This window comes from Draconibacterium orientale (assembly GCF_900111425.1).
Classification (GTDB): Bacteria; Bacteroidota; Bacteroidia; order Bacteroidales; family Prolixibacteraceae; genus Draconibacterium; species Draconibacterium orientale.
On record NZ_FOHT01000015.1, the window covers coordinates 71,164 to 88,777 of the forward strand.

A 17,614-nucleotide genomic window follows, 5' to 3' on the forward strand; every position below is an offset into this window, starting at 1 on the left:
TTATGAAACAAATTTTCACTCTGATCATTTTGATCGGAATTACGCTTCTCTCGCAAGCGGGGAATTACAAAAGTTATAAAGTATCAGTTTATGTTCGGGCCTACGAGGTGGAAAAAATGAAAGACCTAAACTGGCTCGACTCCACCTGGACTATCATTTCTGATCAGGCAAAAATTGACAAGATTTACCTGGAAACACACCGCGACCTGTTAATCGTTCCGGACGAAACACTGGAACAGGCAAAAAAATATTTTTTGGACAAAGGTCTTGAAGTTGGAGGTGGAATTACTTATACAATTGATGAATCAAACAGTTTTGAAACCTTTTGCTATTCAAATCCTGAACATCGGGATATTGTACAACAAATTGCAGAACATACAGCCCGGCATTTTGATGATTTTATTCTTGACGATTTCTTTTTTACCAGCTGCAAATCGGATATTGAAATTGAAGCCAAAGGCGATATGAGCTGGACAGAATACCGCACAAAGCTAATGACCGAAGCAGGAATGGACCTGGTTATTAAACCTGCAAAAAAAATCAATCCAGATGTAAAAATCATTATCAAATACCCTAACTGGTATGATCATTTCCAGGGATTGGGTTTCGACCTGAGTAACGGACCGACAATGTTTGACGGCGTATGGACAGGCACCGAAACACGTGATCCCTCTTCGGCACAACACTTGCAAAATTATTTAAGTTATAACATCATTCGCTATTTCAACAACCTACGCCCAGGTTTTAACTTTGGAGGCTGGGTAGATTCTGGTGGTTCAGGCATGGGGATGGACCGCTATGCCGAGCAACTCTGGCTAACTATGTTTGCCAAAGCACCCGAAGTTATTTTGTTTGCCTACCACCAATTGCTCGGAACAGAATTACATACAGAAATACACCGAACTCCCTGGCAGGGAATGGGAACCAGCTTCAATTATGATGAAATGATGAAACCTGTTCAAACGCCAAATGGAAAAACCATCACCCCATCAACTATTGCGCGGGTTGCCGGTGTAGCTTTGCAACAAGTTGATGATGTTGTAAGCAAATTAGGAAATCCTGTTGGCATCAAATCATATAAACCGTTCCATTCGCTGGGCGACGATTTCTTGCAAAACTATCTTGGTATGATAGGACTTCCGATGGATATGTACTCAGATTTCCCAACCGACCAGCAGGTTGTTTTACTTACCGAACAAGCCAAATACGATCCGGACATTGTAAATAAAATGAAAAAACAACTCCATAAAGGAGGTGATGTAGTTATTACAAGTGCTTTGTTAAAAGCTATTCAGGAAGATATTGCTGACATTGCTGAATTACGTGCTTCGGATTTAAAAGCCCTTGTGAATGATTTTGGATATGCAGGAGAAATTTATAAAGATATTCTTATCACCCAAGTTAAGTATCAGACTAACGATGCCTGGGAAATAGTAAGTGCCGGCAGACCGTTAAAAGGAGGAGTAAGTGGTTACCCAATGTTACTCAGGGCGAAGTATTCCAAAGGTAACCTTTATGTACTAACAATTCCCGACGACTTTGGCAACCTGTATGATCTTCCTGCAGGCGTGCTAAATACCTTCAGACAAGTTTTAAGCAAAGATTTAGGTATGTATATTGAAGGACCATCGAAAGTTGGATTGTTTTTGTACGATAACAGTACTTTTATTGTAGAGTCATTTCGCGATGAACCGGTAACAATACAATTAGTGAGCTATGAAGATCTTTCTGAGATTAAAGATTTGGTCAGCGGGATTAAACTTGAAAAAATACAGGAGGACAATTCCGTACAAAACCGATGGAGAAATCCCCGGGAGACCTATAAATTTCGTATTACACTGATGCCCCATTCGTACAAAGTATTTAGAAAATATTAAATGCTGAGATTTGATGTTTGGCAGAAAAGTTCGCTGTCAAACATCACCTTGGTTTTTATTCCATATGATGAACAGCTTTTATCGTGTATGATGATTACTCATGAACTTGTAGATTTAGCATCCCTCACAGAGAAGGTGCTGATCGCCTTTTTTGGTATCTCAATTATTAACGACTCATTCCCCTACCTCTGTTTTTCACTTTATATTTCATAGTTGGTTCCTTTTTTCGTCTGTTACTTCGCTCAATTAATCGATTTACATCCCTCGCCCATTGCGCCAAATGAAACTCGTTGATCATGGGAGAAGCAACTTGCTGCTCCTGTTCAGCACTTTGAGAATGATGAAATCGAGGTCTTTCTTCAAATTCCGAAAGCCTGATCGGGTAACGAATTGGATTTCCAATTTCATCAGTAACAAATACAACATGCCCCCTTTCCGATCTTCGCACCTCCACATTAAAAAGCTCCAGCGATTTATCGTAAAGCAGTTTTGATGATATGGATTCAATATGATTTAGCTGATAAAATAAACTCTCCAAGTTCTGTGTAAGGTTTCTGCTACTTGCAGAAAATTTCAGATTAGATTCTACCTGGTTCTGTTCTCTAGTTAAATCATACTTTTGTTCCAGGGATTTGATAAAGCGTTGTGTTTTCTCCTTCTCATAATTGTCTTTAATCTTTTTTCCAGTCTGGCAATCAATCCGGGTAGAAACAATGTGAAAGTGCGTCCGGTCAATGTCTGAATGTTTGTAAACAAAATAAGGCTGATTTCCATAACCCATATGTTCCATCAGGTTTACAATTTCGGTGCGGATTCCCTTATCTCCCATTTTTACCAAATCCGTTACGGTTGGATTCACAGAAATATGCAAACCTTTCTTTTTCACCCGAGTGTTTCGCTCCTCAATCTCTTTCAGAATATTCAGCCGGTCGTGTTTTGTTCCGGCAAAAGGATTTATGGTTGTCGTATTGCCGCTTTTATAAAAGTGTGCCTTTTTCTGCTCTACTTTCTTTTCGTTGTAAAACAAAGCATTTTGAGTATTGCCCGATTGATGGATTACGATGACCATGGTAAATCGTTAGCGCAGGTGTTTTTGTAAAAAAGCCAGGCATTGCATCATCATTTGAAAAGCCTGTTTTAGTAGATGCCGGTCATTATCTCCAACATTGTATGTAGAAAATGAATTCATCTTTTTAGAAAGCTGGTTCAGGTTTACACCAATCCTATTCAATTCATAGTCCAGATTGTTCAACCGTTCTTTTGTCTCCGGATCAAAGTGTACTACTTTCATCGCTGATCTCCTAAACATGGCATAGCGTATATAATCACTCCGGCAGCCAAACTTCCCGGTACGCACCAAACTATCCAGTCGCTGCTTTTCCTCTTTGGTGAGAAGCAGCCGGATGATCTCGGTTCGTTTTTCGTTTTCCGGTAATTTTGGTCGCATAGTTTACTCTCGTTTTGCTTTTTTGGGGAGGGGACTGCATGCTAGTTTGGTCAAAACCAGGGGCTCCTGCCAGACAAGATACCGAAGGTTTTTATGGTAATAAAAACACATCTTGCAGTCCCCTCCCCCCGTAGTTATTTCTTAGTGACTTTTCGAGGTCTTCTCTGGTCGGAGTATTCCCAAATAGTATCCCTGAAAAAGTCAATTCTTGCTGAATTATTTTCTTCTGCTTTCGCCTTGCAGAGTGATAAAATTGAACATGGTTTTTAGTCGGTCACCAATCATCCCTCCGTAAAATTCATCGGATGAAAGGGTCTTGAATGTAAAATTTGATGTGGCATGAGTTATGGTTCCGACATCACTTCTGAGACTTAATAATTCAGAAATTGGACGACTGATATTTCCGTAATCCATCACCGTTTTTGATTCCCTTCCGAATTCATCGATGATTAAAGGTCTTTTGACAAACATTTCCATTGACTGCTCTTTGATCTGTTTCTGCAGCTGAACAGATTTAATAAACCGAAGTACCGGATAATTCAGATTCAGTTTTCTGACGATATGATTGTGAAGCATGGAATAGGTTTCGAGCAAAACGGTTTTGCCACATCCGTATTTTCCTTGTAACAATAATCCCTTTGTGAGATCGCCGGTGAAAGAAGAATTGCCGGTAACGTACCAGTAAAGTTGTTTTATCACTGGCTTGTTGTATTTGTCGATAACAAAATTCCGGTCCTGATTTCGTTGAGCCAGGCACATGCTCCCAAATGCTTTTATCATGTTTTGAAATTCAGGATATTCAAAAGGAAAAATTAATCGTCGCCGGCGCATTTTTTCTTTTTCACCGGCAATTATCTTTTGGGCATCGTTGAGCAATACATCACAGAATTTTTGCTTAGTCGAAATCACTTCCTGTGTGGACAAATCCTTTCCCTTTTCCATTCGTTTTTGTATTTATGTTTTTGTCTTTAGTATTTATATTATAGGGTGTGAGTCTAGGGTCAGACCTAAGTGCATACCTAGGTGTCAGAATCTGATACTTAGTTTTAACCCTAAATCCACCCCCGGGAACATAGTTTAACAATCCTGCTTCCTTCAACTGTCCACGGGCCGATTTCAGTACCTGCAACGAAATATTGGCATTGGCCGCCAGTCGTTTGTCGGCATATTCGATCCATTCCGGCCATCGTGATCGGTTGGCCACATGAAGCAGAAAGAAATACAACCGGGTCTCGTTTCCGGTAAAATTCAGCTGTTCATCCAATCGCCAGAAGTTGTTAATCAACTCAAACAGATTCATTGCCTCACACGATTGGGCCGCTTACTGAATGTTGCTTTTGCTTCGTTTTCGATCTCCTGCAGTGTTTTCTTTTTTCCACTGGTGATCCATTCCAGTAATTCGTCTTCGAAAAAGTAGAGTTGTTTTCCGTTTTTGTAACAGGGAATCATACGCTTGCGCACAAGGGTGTAAACGGTTGGTTTGGCTTTTTTGATAATCTTACAGGCTTGGTCGATTCCGATCGGAACACGTTTTTGATTTTCAACCGGTGTTTGGCCCTTTTCAACCAAAACTTTTAATTCTGCAACTTCGGTAACCAGGTGGGCTACGGCCTTGGGTAGGTTTTCAAAAGAAATTTCATTGACATCCATAACTCTATTTTTTAATCGTTATGAAGCAAATAAAGCCAGTGTTTTTTCTGTGTCGTAAAAACACAGAAGAAACACTTCAAAAACACGGGGAATGATGATTTTTATTTGTGCTTATTCTTCGGAAAGATTTTTCCTGATTTGAATAATACCTCTCTGCTCGTCATCTTTTAAATGCCGTTTAATGGTTTCGGTTTCCACATTACCAAGAATTGAGGGAAAGACTCTTTTGAGAAAGGCTGCCATTTGCAGCTGATTACCGGTCCTGAAATGGTTCCAGATATTCCAACCGAAATGATAAAGATCGATGCTGTTTAATTCTGTGACTTCTACCGATTGAATTTCGCTGATCCGCTTCTTCTCGGCATAAGATGTTATGTTCCGGGAAAGCAGGACTAAATCTTTATCGGAGGTATAGGGTGCAAAAACGGTTTGTGTGTATTGAATTGCGATCGCTTTGTTATTATTTTCCTGATCTGCGATCAGCTGTTTTTGCTTGGTCCTGATTTTATCGATCCTGGCCGAATCATTTGATTTTTTGATGGGCTCTGTTACTTGTTTCTCCTTTGGGAAAAACCGTTGCTTAATAAGAGTGAACAGGTCTTTAATGAAAATTGAAAGCAAACCATAAACCAAGACTCCAAACAAAGTAACAGCAACAAAAACAATGTTCGCAGTGAATTCATCTGCTCCAACACTTATGGCAAACATTCTTGCAAGAATGCCCAATATGATACACCCCAGTAAAACGGATAAATAAATTACGATATTTTCAAAATATTTGGAGTGCATCTCTTTTTATCAGTTGATTATAATTGGAACTATTGACTTCTGTAATACCGTGATTTTTATTGAATCTAACTAATGATATGTGTTTCTAACTATTGCAAGGTAACAAATGTAAATTGAATGTAATAAAAAGTGTTTGCTTTTTGAGTGTTGTTACTCAAGCCAGTAATTAATACCTGGGAAGTAAATAATCTGAATTGATTCTATTTGAACAAATAAAACATTCCTCAAAAGAAACGAAAAAAGGAAAAAAAAGAAAAGAAAGCCGGGGTGTTGACGGCCGTGGACAAAATGCAGGATTGCCACGGATACCTGTAAACAAACTAGGCCTACCTGCAATATTGCTAATCCGGGGCATTCATCTTGATCTTGCATTTTCCCAAGCGTGGGCTTTGTGGGGAGGCCGGCTATCTTAGGTTTCTTTTTTGTTTTTCCACCTGTAAAAGTTTTAAAACCTGTAAAATCGTTATTTGTGGGCGGGCTAAGGAAAAGTGCAGGACTGTAGTGAAGCGGAAGGATGGCTCTTTTACGTGCGGTACCTGAAGGCGTTTTTCTCTGTAACGGCGGAAAAAGCGACTGTTCTCCGTGAGTGAGCGAACGGGATCAGGGAGCGTTGGAGCCGGTCAGGGGAAATGGCCGCGGCACGGGAATATGCTGCAAAAACAATAATATCAGAATTCTTTTACAGACAATATATTATCTATTTTCGTTTATTTTTTGTATTTTTAGCTAATATTTTATCCATAATATGTATTCATTAGAACAAACACCTACCGAGGTTAGTAAAAAGTTAGCACAAAGATTTCGTACCCTGCGAAAGCAATCAAAACTATCTCAAAAAGAGATGGCAGAACGATCAGGTGTTTCATTGGGTAGTTTAAAGCGGTTTGAAAGAACCGGGAGAATTTCTCTTGAATCACTATTAAAATTAATGCATCTTCTGGGACGATTAAACGAAATCGATACTATTCTTTCAATAAATGAAAACCGGGAAGATATTGAAAAACTTTTTTCAAAATAATCTGAAAGTCAATGCCAGCAATAAAGAAAATAACAGTATCGCTGTTGCTCGAAGGAGATATAGCAGAAGTGGGAGAACTAGTATTATCTGATAGCAAAATCTATTTTAGATATAATGCAGATTTCCTAAAAAATGGCCTCAACCTCTCGCCTATCAAATTGCCATTTACCAATGATATTTTAAGTGCAGACAAAGAACCTTTTGACGGATTATTTGGATTATTTAACGACTCGTTACCAGATGGATGGGGACGTTTACTTCTTGATCGCTCACTAGCTTCAAAAGGAATCGACATAGCAAGAATTACACCTTTAGACCGGTTGGCATTTGTGGGCTCTACCGGTATGGGGGCTCTTACCTACAAGCCAGAAATGGAACCTGCTGAAGATACCGGTCTCATTCCTGAACTTGACATACTTGCTTACGAAATGAATCAAATCCTACAGGGAACAAGTTCTGATATTATTGAGGAATTATTTATTCTTGGAGGATCATCAGGTGGTGCCCGCCCAAAGGTTTTTGTTGGTTACAATCCTCATTCCAATGAACTGACTCATGGTTTCGACCATCTGCCAGACGGTTTTGAGGACTGGATTATTAAATTTCCATCATCGTCAGACAATCCGGAAATTGCCAAAATCGAATTCGCCTATCACAAAATGGCCTTGCAGGCAGGAATAAGAATGAGCAAATGCAGGCTGTTTGAGGGAAAATCAGGAAAGGTATATTTCGGAACAAAACGTTTTGATCGGGATTCAGGGAAACGTCTGCATACACATACGGCATCCGGAATTATGCATGACAATTTCAGAATGAGTACTATGGATTATGGCCATTTAATGGACTGTGCATTCCGCCTTGAAAAGCATGTAAATGCCTATAAAAAAGTTCTCAGGTTAGCCGCATTCAATGTTTATTCTCACAATCGCGACGATCATAGCAAAAATTTCTCTTTCCTGATGAACGCAAAAGGAGAATGGCAATTTGCCCCGGCTTACGACCTGACATTTTCGAATTCGGCCTACGGATTTCACAGCACCATGATAGCTGGAGAAAGTCGGAATCCAGGACGAAAGGAACTTTTGAAGTTGGCCGATCATTTTGGATTAAAAAAAGGCAATGTAATTATCGAAGAAGTTCAAGATGCAATTAACCATTGGCCGTCCATTGCCAAAGAATGCGGAATTTCAAAAACCAACATCCAAAATATCCAGAATGTACTGAATAAAATAATGGACTAACTTATATATTCAATGGTAAAGCATCTACAAATTAATCACTATAATTCTTCCGGTATCAGTACATGTACCACTAGCAGTACCAGATCTGATACAGGTAACATATCAGACTTTGTTCAAGATGGAGCAGAAGCAACTTTATGAGCTCTAAAGAATGTATTAAACTCTTTAAATTTGTCATTTATTGAGTAGTCTTACTACTCGTTTTTGTATTTAAAAAAAGCAATAGTGTGGTTATTCCTTTTCGCTTTTTTTTAGACTTTTCAAAATACAATCTCAAAAAAAAAACATGAATTAAAAATTGAATATCTGAAAAGCGTTCTAAAACTTTAATTAAATGAATCTGCTGAGCTAAAATGAAATATTGAAAGACTATTTCTTTAAGTTTTTGATGTCATCTAATTTTATGGCTTGTGCTGCTTTGTTTTTCTTCTCGTCCACCACTTTTGCATAAATCTGAGTGGTTTTTACATTCGTATGTCCAAGCATTTTACTAACCGTATAGATATCCGTTCCGCTTGATAATTGCAGGGTTGCAAATGTATGTCTGAAATTATGAAATGTGATCTTCTTTTTGATACCTGCAGCTTCAATCCAATTTTTTAACGGCCGCGAAATCCATGCCGGTCCCGGCAAATCGTCAAAGACTAATTGCTCTGGCGTTCCTACTTCCCCACAAAGCTGCAAGGCTTGTTCTGAGATCGGAGTGTACTCAAATCCTTTGGTTTTCTGTTGTGTAAATTGTAATCGCGCCTGATCTCCATCAACAATTATTTCATTCCATTTTAATTGCTGAATATCGATAAGCCTCAATCCTGTTAGAGCAGAGAAAAGCGCAGCTCTTTTAAGAATATCACGTTCACAGGGCGTGGCTACAAGTTTATTTAGTTCCTCTACGGTTAGGTATTCCCTACGAGATTCCTGCCATTGAATTCCTTTTATCTTAGCAGATAAATCACTAGCCAGATATCCATCAACAAAGGCCTGTTTAAGCGCTGCCTTAAAAACAGAAAAGTAGGTAGATGCGGAATTATGGGATAGCTTACCACCTTTGTTACCTCCCCGCGGTGCTGACAAGAGAAAAAGTCTGAAATTTTCAGCCAGACTTAAATTTAATTCTGAAAATAAAAGTGTATCTCCTGCATATAGTTTTAGGAACTCAATGGAACGTTCCCAATTTATTAAAATAGATTTCGAGCTATTTGAATGACGTTTATAAGTTACTTTGGTAAAGTAATCGATAAAATTCTGCTGCAATCGTTCCTTTTGCTCAGCCTGAGCGCTTTCGGTATCATTGTATAGATCCGCATGATCATATTCGCGTTGTCGGAGCTTACGAACGCCATCAGCATATAACATGCTTTCTCTATCAACTTCACTCTTACAAATAATTATTCCATTATCATCGCGTTTGGGTTTGTAGGTTTTTATTCCCTTGGCGTTGATCCGAGCATTCCCCTTTTTATTCCATACCACTGTAGTTACACTTCTATTAAGGTATTCCCGAATACGCTGAGGCGTTTTCTTACCTGGGACAAACACAGGATAACTCTCTAAATAAATGTACCACTCATTTCTATTTTCAGCCTTGCGAAGCCTAACGGTTACTTTAGTTTTTGATAATTGTTTCATGGGGTATTAGTTTATTTCGATTCGTAGATACTATCAATTTCTGTTTTGGGAGCATATACGTATTTCCCAATCTGCCGAATAGGAATGGAGAATTTACGAATATGTTTATAAACAGAACTAGCCGATATACCGAATTTTTGAGTAATCTCCCCAATCGTGTAACAATCTTCAGGCTCCAAGCGATATAGCTTTACCTTCGAATTCTTTTTAGTTGTAGATCTTTCTTTTTTAATCGGGAACATTTGCTCAACTGCCTTTCTTTCTATTCGTACTAGACGAGTTCCAAGATTGATTGCAGGTATTCGACCTTGACGCACAAGTCTATACAATGTACTTTTCGCCACACCAAAAAGGATTATTGCTTCTGGTACCGATAAATACATTCGGTCCTTTGGAATTCTTTCTGCCAATGCCTTTCGTTGTTCCTCTTTTTTCTTTTCTGCTTTTCTTTTTCGATAGGCAGTATCACTACAAGTTTTGGAACAGTAGACCGAGTTCACTGTTTTCGGAATAAAAGGCTCTTTACAAACCTCACAATTCTTCTGAATTTTGCTTATCACCATCTTTACCTGCAATTAAGTACTCATAAGTAGTCATAAGAACTCATAAGTTCCACTTCAACGCTAATTAAGTTCCGGTACAAATATGGCACTAATATAAGCTAAAAATACATGAAAAACAATTTAACAAAATCAAGCAACCACAAACAAAAAAACGCAGTAAGTCAGAAACTTACTGCGTTTTACTAATTATTGATTATCCTTAATAATCGTACCCTATTTGACTTCTTCAAAGTCAACATCAGTTACTTCGCCGTCGTCTTTCGGTTGGTCTTGAGCACCACCTTGTTGGCCGGCATCAGGACCTGGCTGTGCACCACCCTGCGCTTGCGAAGCATTGTACATTTCCTGCGAAGCGGCCTGGAAAACAGTGTTCAGCTCGTTCATTGCAGCATCAATTGCAGCCAAATCTTTTGAAGCATGAGCTTCTTTCAGCTTTTTCAATGCATCTTCAATCGGACCTTTTTTGTCGGCAGGCAATTTGTCACCGTATTCTTTCAACTGCTTCTCAGTCTGGAAGATCAAACTGTCAGCCTGGTTGATTTTGTCAGCAGTTTCTTTTGCTTTTTTATCGGCTTCAGCATTTGCTTCAGCTTCCGACTTCATGCGGTTGATCTCCTCATCCGAAAGACCTGAAGAAGCCTCGATACGGATTGACTGTGATTTACCTGTTGCTTTATCTTTAGCGTGTACGTGCAAAATACCGTTTGCATCGATATCGAAAGTTACCTCAACTTGTGGTACGCCACGTGGTGCCGGCGGAATTCCGTCTAAGTGGAAACGACCGATAGTTTTGTTACCCGATGCAATTGGACGCTCGCCTTGCAGAACATGAATTTCTACTGATGGCTGGTTGTCGGCAGCGGTAGTAAATGTTTCCGATTTTTTAGTTGGGATTGTTGTATTCGACTCAATCAACTTGGTCATTACACCACCCATGGTTTCAATACCTAATGAAAGTGGAGTTACGTCAAGCAGAAGAACGTCTTTTACTTCGCCGGTTAAAACACCACCCTGAATAGCTGCACCAATTGCCACCACCTCATCAGGGTTCACACCTTTTGAAGCTTCTTTTCCAAAGAATTCTTTTACTTTATTCTGAATAGCAGGAATACGTGTTGATCCACCTACAAGGATTACTTCGTCGATATCGCCTGCTGTCATACCTGCATTTTTCAATGCCTTACGACATGGCTCAATTGTGGCGTTGATCAATGTATCGGCCAACTGCTCGAATTTTGCACGCGACAATGTTTTCACCAGGTGTTTTGGAATACCATTAACCGGCATAATGTATGGCAGGTTGATCTCGGTTTGAGAAGAGCTCGACAATTCAATTTTTGCCTTCTCAGCAGCTTCTTTCAAACGTTGCAATGCCATTGGATCTTTGCGCAGGTCGATGCCTTCTTCGCTGTTAAACTCATCGGCCAACCAGTCGATAATTACCTGGTCGAAATCGTCACCACCAAGGTGTGTATCACCGTCGGTTGATTTTACTTCGAAAACGCCATCACCCAACTCCAAAATTGAAATATCGAAAGTACCACCACCAAGGTCGAATACCGCGATTTTCATGTCTCTGTCCATCTTATCCAAACCGTAAGCCAACGATGCAGCAGTAGGTTCGTTAATGATACGACGCACTTTTAAACCGGCAATTTCACCGGCCTCTTTTGTTGCCTGACGTTGCGAATCGCTAAAGTAAGCAGGAACAGTTACAACTGCTTCTGTTACTTCTTGTCCAAGATAATCTTCAGCTGTTTTCTTCATTTTCTGAAGTGTCATTGCCGAAATTTCCTGTGGCGAATATTTACGGTCGTCGATTTCAACACGTGGCGTGTTGTTGTCGCCTTTTACTACTTTATAAGGTACACGGGCAACTTCTTTTGATACCTGATCAAAAGTTTCTCCCATGAATCGTTTAATCGAGAAGATAGTTTTTGTAGGGTTAGTGATTGCCTGACGTTTTGCAGGATCGCCAACTTTGCGTTCTCCGTTTTCTACGAAAGCAACGATAGAAGGTGTTGTACGTTTTCCCTCGCTGTTAGGGATAACTACAGGCTCGTTACCTTCCATTACAGAAACGCACGAGTTTGTGGTTCCTAAGTCAATTCCGATAATTTTTCCCATTGTTATATTTTTTAAGTTTTTATTGTTCTAAAAATTTACGTCAGGAAATAATCAATGACTGTGCCACGCAAAAATCGGCGGAATGAATGTAAAATCTGACACACTATTGCCCCGCCGCAATAAAAATCCTGTCATATGTGGTGACAAAACGACAGAAATGAAGGATGAAGGATGAAGGATGAAGGATTAATGATGAAAGAGTAGTGATGAAGGATTATTCGTTCAGCAGGTGGCTTTAAAACAAAACAGAAAATTACCTGCTGAATTGATTTTTAGCTTAACATAAGAATTAATATTCGACAACTAAACCATGCCTGATATGACAACTAAATCATTACGAACTGAACCACAAAAAAGACTTCAATCGTTAGACGTACTGCGCGGATTTGATATGTTTTGGATAACCGGCGGCGGTGCTTTGGCAACTGCTATTTCGCAAATAACCGGTACCGACTGGCTGGGCGAACAAATGCACCATGCCGATTGGGCCGGCTTTCATTTCGAAGATCTGATTTTCCCGCTTTTTATGTTTATCGCCGGTGTTGCAATTCCATTTTCGATAAAAGCTAAAATTGAAAAAAACGTACCTAAGAAACGCCTGGCATTAAAAGCTTTGAAACGAATGGTCATTCTAATCCTCCTTGGAATTCTTTACAATGGTGTTTTCCAAAACGGATTTGCCAACGGCCGCATTGCCAGTGTGCTGGGGCAAATTGGTATCGGTTACTTTTTTGCATCACTTATTGTTATTTATTTCCATTCGTTTAAAAGCCGTATTTACTGGCTGGCCGGCATACTGGCAGGTTTCGGAATTATCCAGTTGCTTATTCCGGTGCCGGGAGTTGGCGCCGGAGTTCTTACACCCGAAGGATGCATAAACGGCTACATCGACCAGCTGTTTTTACCCGGACGGTTATACGGCGGAACCTTCGACCCCGAAGGTATAATGTGCAGCCTTTCTGCAACCGGAATTACCTTGATGGGCACCATTGCCGGCAACATTCTGCGAAACCGCAAAACTACCGACTGGCAAAAGATTGGCTACATGACTGCCACCGGAGTTGGGTTGATCGTTCTGGCGCTTGTCTTTTCTACCTTCTACCCCATCATAAAAAAATGCTGGACTTCAACTTTTAATATGCTTGCCGGTGGAATTAGTTTTCTGCTGATGGCCTTGTTTTTCCTTATTATCGACCACTGGAAAATACGCAGCTGGGCATTCTATTTCCGGGTAATTGGTATGAACTCCATATTCGTTTACCTTTTTGTGCGCATCATTGATATGCAATACATAACCGAATTCTTTTTCGGTTGGATTACCAAACCAATGGGCAATGCAGGTTCATTCCTAATGCTAATACTCGGCCTCGCACTAATTTGGGGATTACTTTATTATATGTACAAAAAGAAGATTTTCCTGCGGGTTTAAAAACTTCTATTTACATTTGTTACAAACAAACAAAGTTTGAGCACCTTACCGGAAAATATTATTATTGATTTTCTTCAGAAACATATAGCTGGAGTATACGCAGTGTATTTGTACGGAAGCTTTGCGAATGGAGTAACAACAGCTGAAAGCGACGTTGATTTGGCATTTCTTTCGGAAGCGCACATTACGAATGTAGCCAAATGGAAAATTCAGGAAAAGTTAGCTGCTGCCCTGAACAAAGATGTTGATCTGGTTAACCTGAAAGATGCAAGTGTTGTATTACGCAAAGAAATTGTAGAGAAAGGCCAACTCCTGTACTCTTCCGATCGATACAAAACCGAATCTTTCGAAATGACAACATTGTCGATGTATCTCGATCTGAATGAAACGCGGAAAGATATCTTAAACGATTACAAAGAAAAATATGGACGAGATCCTTCTAAATAAAAGCATCACCATCGACCAAACTACAGGAATTCGCCAAACTAATCCTTAATCATTTACATTAATCCTTTAAATTAATCCTTCCTAATATTTACTCCGGTAAATCGACAGTGAAAACTCCGGCCCGGGAACAACAAACTGTTCGCCATCGGCAATACGCCAGGCAGCGTTCAGTTTTACCCTCGACTTGCTATTCAGCTGCGTGAAATAAGCCACATAAGGAATAAAGTTATTGCTTAACGAACCCACCTCGTCAAAATTGTTTAGCTGAATACCGGGCACATAACGTATTCCAAAATCGAACTGCGTTTTCAGGTTGGGAAAATAGCTCCATCCCAGGTTAATATCTGCCGTTGCCCAGTCGCGGCTCACATTCGAGTTAACAAGGTGCTCATCAATATACTCCATGTCGGTTTTGGTGTAACGGTTATACACCAGTGCAGCCGAAAGATTACGGTTCCATTTTACATTTACATATTTTGCATTGTCGTACTGCATGTACCCGCCAAACAGAAAATCGGGCTCCTGGTTGTAATATTTAAAATGCGGACCAATTTCAAAGCGGTTTCCCTGATAACGCGGATCAAATTCGCTAAACTGCCACTCGGCACCCATCGATTCGGGCGAAGCCAGCACAAAAGTACTGCGGATAAAATCTACCACTTCCTCCATTTCTTTTTCAGGAACATGACCTCCCTTAAAATCGCGGTTGTGTTTTATATTGGCAATCACCTGTGCAAACTGTGCAATTTCGTAATCGGAAAACAAACGCCCCGGGTAATATTTTTCCAACAGGTAATGTGCGGTCATTAAATGGTTCATCGGGCTTAAACGCCCCGATCCCCAACCAACTTTAGCATTTAAACCGTAGCGCAGGCGATCTTTCGTATCGCTTTCGTCAACCGGCGTGGTTACACCCAGCGAGTCGGTGCTGGTTCCATCCAGATTTTGCTTAAACACCTCGTAACGCCCCCAGCCGCTAACATCAATTACGGTATAACTTTTTGCATCGTAATAGTAGCGGTAACTGTAATCGATATTCGCCGAAGTTCGTACACCGTAAAAATCCTGATCGGCAGTAATGTATTCTACTTTCGAGCTATCGATCCAATCGCCATAACCGCCATACGGACCAACTTCGAATCGCATATTCAAACGTTCCTGCTTGTAATCCAGCAAATTCCAATAGGTATTTTCAATCCTGAATTTGCCATTCAGTAAAGTCCGATCTTCATCAAAACGGCTTTCGTCGCTTAACAATTCTTCCGATTCTTTACTCACGCCCAAAATCAATCCCCAATTCAGTTCTCGCTTTTTAAACGATACCACATCGTTATTGATCTCAGGCTCTTGTGCATGAACCATAAAAACCGTAAATACTAAAATTAGAGGTAAATAAACTTTGGGGAATACGCTATTTAGTTTTCTCATTTTCCGACTTTGAAATTAGCCACAAAGAAAATAAACCTTCTGAAAACTACCCGCATAAACCGGTTAATAAAAGTTAAGCACCTGTTGTTAGCGAGCGAAAAAATAGCTGCTTTTGGGTAAAAATGAAAGGATTGGTTAATTTTGCTGTCTAAATTGAATACAAACAGACATGTCAGTACATAGTGAAGTGAGAAAAGTTACCACGCACCGTTTATCGGAAATGAAATTGCGTGGAGAAAAAATATCGATGTTAACCGCCTACGATTACAGTATGGCACAGCTGGTTGACGAAGCCGGAGTAGATGTAATTCTGGTAGGCGATTCGGCCTCTAACGTAATGGCGGGCCATGAAACAACGCTGCCCATTACCCTTAACGAAATGATCTTTCTGGGATCGTCGGTGGTACGTGCCGTAAACCGTGCGCTTGTGGTGGTCGATCTTCCTTTCGGAACTTACCAGGGGAACTCGCGCGAAGCCTTGCATTCAGCCATTCGCATTATGAAAGAAACTGCTGCCGACGCGGTAAAACTGGAAGGTGGTGAAGAAATAATTGAATCGGTAAAACGTATTCTTTCGGCCGGAATCCCGGTGATGGGACACCTGGGGCTAATGCCACAATCCATCCATAAATTTGGTACCTACACCGTACGTGCCAAACAAGATGCCGAAGCCGAAAAGTTGATTAGCGATGCCAAATTACTGGAAGAAGCGGGTTGTTTTGCCTTGGTATTGGAAAAAATTCCTGCCGCTCTGGGCGAAAAAGTTGCCAAAGAACTAAAAATTCCGGTAATTGGAATTGGCGCCGGTGGAGGTGTTGATGGCCAGGTATTGGTAATTCACGATATGCTGGGAATTACCCAACAGTTCTCGCCGCGCTTTTTACGCCGTTACCACAACCTGGCAGCCGAGATAAAAGGTGCGGTTGGCAATTATATTAACGATGTGAAATCGCAGGATTTCCCGAGCGAAAAGGAACAGTATTAGAATTTAAGTTGAACGCAGTGAAATCCCGACCGTAGCGTCGGGAGCAAAAGTAAAAAAGCAAACTCACAGAAGCATCATCCCCCTTAATCCCCCTTCGAAGGGGGAAGGGACGAAGGACCAGGGGGATGACAAAACTGAGATAAACTTTGAATAGGAAAAGCCAGTAGCTAACTGATGGAAGTAATATACGAAGACAACCACATTATTGCAATTAACAAGGCGTGCGGCGATGTTGTGCAGGGCGATAAAACCGGCGACGAAACCGTTTTGGACAAGGTGAAACATTACCTGAAAGTGAAATACAACAAACCGGGCAATGTTTACCTTGGCTTGCCGCACCGCCTCGACCGCCCAACAAGCGGAATTCTCATTCTGGCAAAAACCAGTAAAGTACTGCCACGCTTAAACAAGCTTTTCCAAACCAAAGACGGCATGCGAAAAGTGTATTGGGCAGTGGTGGATAAACGTCCGCCAAAATACACCGATACGCTGGAGCACTACCTGCGCAAAGACCAGGAGAAAAACAGAAGTTACGCCTACACCGAACCGCGTTCTGATTGTAAACTTGCCAGCCTCACCTACCGACATGTAGCCAGTATCGATAACTACCATTTGCTGGAGGTAGAGATTCACACCGGCCGCCATCACCAGATAAGAGTGCAGTTACGCCAGTTAAATATGCACATTAAAGGCGATTTAAAATACGGCGCTCCACGGTCGAACAAAAACAAAGGCATCCATCTGCATGCCCGCCAGGTTGAGTTAATACATCCCGTGAGGAAAGAACCGCTTACCATTGTTGCCGATCCGCCAAAAGATCCGGTATGGGACGAGTTTATGAAACTTTTTAAAGCCGGCAAATTTAGCCCGGTGGAGGTGTGAGTTGAAGGAATGAGGGAGTGAAGGATTGAGGGATTGAAGGATTGAAGGATTGATTTATTAATGAGTAAATGAGCCAATGCTTTATTGCAGAAATGATTCAAT

At 40.6% G+C, this 17,614-nt stretch carries 17 protein-coding genes; 7 read left to right on the plus strand and 10 right to left on the minus strand.

Going from position 1 to position 17,614, the window contains the following annotated elements:
• Window positions 1–2 precede the first annotated feature (2 nt).
• Window positions 3–1,877 carry a putative glycosyl hydrolase gene (locus BMW53_RS09895; RefSeq protein WP_051567580.1) on the plus strand — a complete coding sequence of 625 codons (1,875 nt, stop codon included), beginning with the start codon at window positions 3–5 and terminating at the stop codon, window positions 1,875–1,877.
• A 166-nt stretch (window positions 1,878–2,043) separates the two neighbouring features.
• On the opposite strand, the gene BMW53_RS09900 is transcribed toward BMW53_RS09895, so the two are convergent.
• From BMW53_RS09900 to BMW53_RS09925, 6 genes are all read right to left on the minus strand, one after another.
• On the minus strand, window positions 2,044–2,946 hold the full coding sequence (locus tag BMW53_RS09900; protein ID WP_038555661.1) for a relaxase/mobilization nuclease domain-containing protein: 903 nt from the start codon (window positions 2,944–2,946) through the stop codon (window positions 2,044–2,046).
• A 9-nt stretch (window positions 2,947–2,955) separates the two neighbouring features.
• Window positions 2,956–3,324, minus strand: a complete 369-nt coding sequence (locus BMW53_RS09905; RefSeq protein WP_038555664.1) for a plasmid mobilization protein — start codon at window positions 3,322–3,324, stop codon at window positions 2,956–2,958.
• A 216-nt stretch (window positions 3,325–3,540) separates the two neighbouring features.
• Entirely contained in the window at window positions 3,541–4,266 is a 726-nt protein-coding gene (locus tag BMW53_RS09910) for an ATP-binding protein (RefSeq protein WP_139178083.1), read from the minus strand.
• Complete coding sequence (locus tag BMW53_RS09915; RefSeq protein WP_051567581.1) at window positions 4,220–4,624, minus strand: hypothetical protein; 405 nt, start codon at window positions 4,622–4,624, stop codon at window positions 4,220–4,222. Before BMW53_RS09915 ends, BMW53_RS09910 begins: the two co-directional genes overlap by 47 nt.
• Window positions 4,621–4,974 carry a helix-turn-helix domain-containing protein gene (locus tag BMW53_RS09920; RefSeq protein ID WP_038555669.1) on the minus strand — a complete coding sequence of 118 codons (354 nt, stop codon included), beginning with the start codon at window positions 4,972–4,974 and terminating at the stop codon, window positions 4,621–4,623. Before BMW53_RS09920 ends, BMW53_RS09915 begins: the two co-directional genes overlap by 4 nt.
• A gap of 111 nt (window positions 4,975–5,085) precedes the next feature.
• Complete coding sequence (locus tag BMW53_RS09925) at window positions 5,086–5,763, minus strand: hypothetical protein (protein WP_038555672.1); 678 nt, start codon at window positions 5,761–5,763, stop codon at window positions 5,086–5,088.
• 745 nt (window positions 5,764–6,508) lie between these two features.
• Here BMW53_RS09925 and BMW53_RS09930 point away from each other — a divergent pair.
• Window positions 6,509–6,781: a type II toxin-antitoxin system RelB family anti-toxin gene (locus BMW53_RS09930; protein ID WP_081804754.1), complete on the plus strand. Its 273-nt coding sequence runs from the start codon at window positions 6,509–6,511 to the stop codon at window positions 6,779–6,781.
• A gap of 11 nt (window positions 6,782–6,792) precedes the next feature.
• Window positions 6,793–8,022: a type II toxin-antitoxin system HipA family toxin gene (locus BMW53_RS09935; protein WP_038555678.1), complete on the plus strand. Its 1,230-nt coding sequence runs from the start codon at window positions 6,793–6,795 to the stop codon at window positions 8,020–8,022.
• A gap of 369 nt (window positions 8,023–8,391) precedes the next feature.
• On the opposite strand, the gene BMW53_RS09940 is transcribed toward BMW53_RS09935, so the two are convergent.
• The 3 genes from BMW53_RS09940 to dnaK all read right to left on the minus strand — a co-directional run bounded on the left by BMW53_RS09940 (window position 8,392) and on the right by dnaK (window position 12,341).
• Window positions 8,392–9,651, minus strand: coding sequence for a site-specific integrase (locus BMW53_RS09940; protein WP_038555681.1), 1,260 nt, complete (start codon window positions 9,649–9,651; stop codon window positions 8,392–8,394).
• Window positions 9,652–9,662: 11 nt separating this feature from the next.
• The gene (locus tag BMW53_RS09945; RefSeq protein WP_038555684.1) at window positions 9,663–10,214 is read right to left on the minus strand and encodes a helix-turn-helix domain-containing protein; all 552 of its coding nucleotides are present in this window, start codon (window positions 10,212–10,214) and stop codon (window positions 9,663–9,665) included.
• A gap of 213 nt (window positions 10,215–10,427) precedes the next feature.
• Complete coding sequence (gene dnaK / locus BMW53_RS09950) at window positions 10,428–12,341, minus strand: molecular chaperone DnaK (RefSeq protein WP_038555687.1); 1,914 nt, start codon at window positions 12,339–12,341, stop codon at window positions 10,428–10,430.
• A gap of 319 nt (window positions 12,342–12,660) precedes the next feature.
• On the opposite strand from dnaK, the gene BMW53_RS09955 reads away from it, so the two are divergent.
• Window positions 12,661–13,770: an acyltransferase family protein gene (locus BMW53_RS09955; RefSeq protein WP_168136387.1), complete on the plus strand. Its 1,110-nt coding sequence runs from the start codon at window positions 12,661–12,663 to the stop codon at window positions 13,768–13,770.
• Between the two features lie 36 nt (window positions 13,771–13,806).
• Window positions 13,807–14,217: a type VII toxin-antitoxin system MntA family adenylyltransferase antitoxin gene (gene mntA / locus BMW53_RS09960; RefSeq protein WP_038555692.1), complete on the plus strand. Its 411-nt coding sequence runs from the start codon at window positions 13,807–13,809 to the stop codon at window positions 14,215–14,217.
• An 81-nt stretch (window positions 14,218–14,298) separates the two neighbouring features.
• Here the strand turns inward: mntA and BMW53_RS09965 are convergent, their stop codons facing one another.
• On the minus strand, window positions 14,299–15,645 hold the full coding sequence (locus BMW53_RS09965; RefSeq protein ID WP_139178085.1) for a hypothetical protein: 1,347 nt from the start codon (window positions 15,643–15,645) through the stop codon (window positions 14,299–14,301).
• 169 nt (window positions 15,646–15,814) lie between these two features.
• Here BMW53_RS09965 and panB point away from each other — a divergent pair, with 169 nt between their 5' ends.
• Together panB and BMW53_RS09975 are read left to right on the plus strand one after the other, a co-directional pair.
• Window positions 15,815–16,630 carry a 3-methyl-2-oxobutanoate hydroxymethyltransferase gene (panB, locus tag BMW53_RS09970; RefSeq protein WP_038555709.1) on the plus strand — a complete coding sequence of 272 codons (816 nt, stop codon included), beginning with the start codon at window positions 15,815–15,817 and terminating at the stop codon, window positions 16,628–16,630.
• A 174-nt stretch (window positions 16,631–16,804) separates the two neighbouring features.
• On the plus strand, window positions 16,805–17,512 hold the full coding sequence (locus BMW53_RS09975; RefSeq protein WP_038555712.1) for an RluA family pseudouridine synthase: 708 nt from the start codon (window positions 16,805–16,807) through the stop codon (window positions 17,510–17,512).
• Window positions 17,513–17,614 lie beyond the last annotated feature (102 nt).